This is a genomic window from Paucilactobacillus vaccinostercus DSM 20634, from assembly GCF_001436295.1.
Taxonomy (GTDB): Bacteria; Bacillota; Bacilli; order Lactobacillales; family Lactobacillaceae; genus Paucilactobacillus; species Paucilactobacillus vaccinostercus.
Genome location: NZ_AYYY01000040.1, coordinates 1 through 217, shown reverse-complemented (window position 1 = coordinate 217; position 217 = coordinate 1). Strand labels below are relative to the sequence as shown.

Annotated in this window: 1 pseudogene; it reads left to right on the top strand. The window is 31.8% G+C overall.

Annotated features, from left to right (window positions below):
* Positions 1-217: pseudogene (locus FC26_RS12875) on the top strand (RNA-guided endonuclease InsQ/TnpB family protein); the annotation flags it as partial.

Below are 217 nucleotides of genomic sequence, written 5' to 3'. Positions count from 1 at the left end.
TGAATGGGATGAATAAAGAATTATTTTTACTTCACCAAGTGAAAATACCAATTGAACTGGTACAAAAACGAATTCAAACACTAGAACAACGATTAAAAACGCCATCTACTGGTATATCGAATGTTCATGGTTGGCTTAATGATAATGATTTAGATAGCTTGATGAAAGCTAATGCTATCAAAAATTATCGTGCTGCTTGGAATTTATTTCGGAAAGT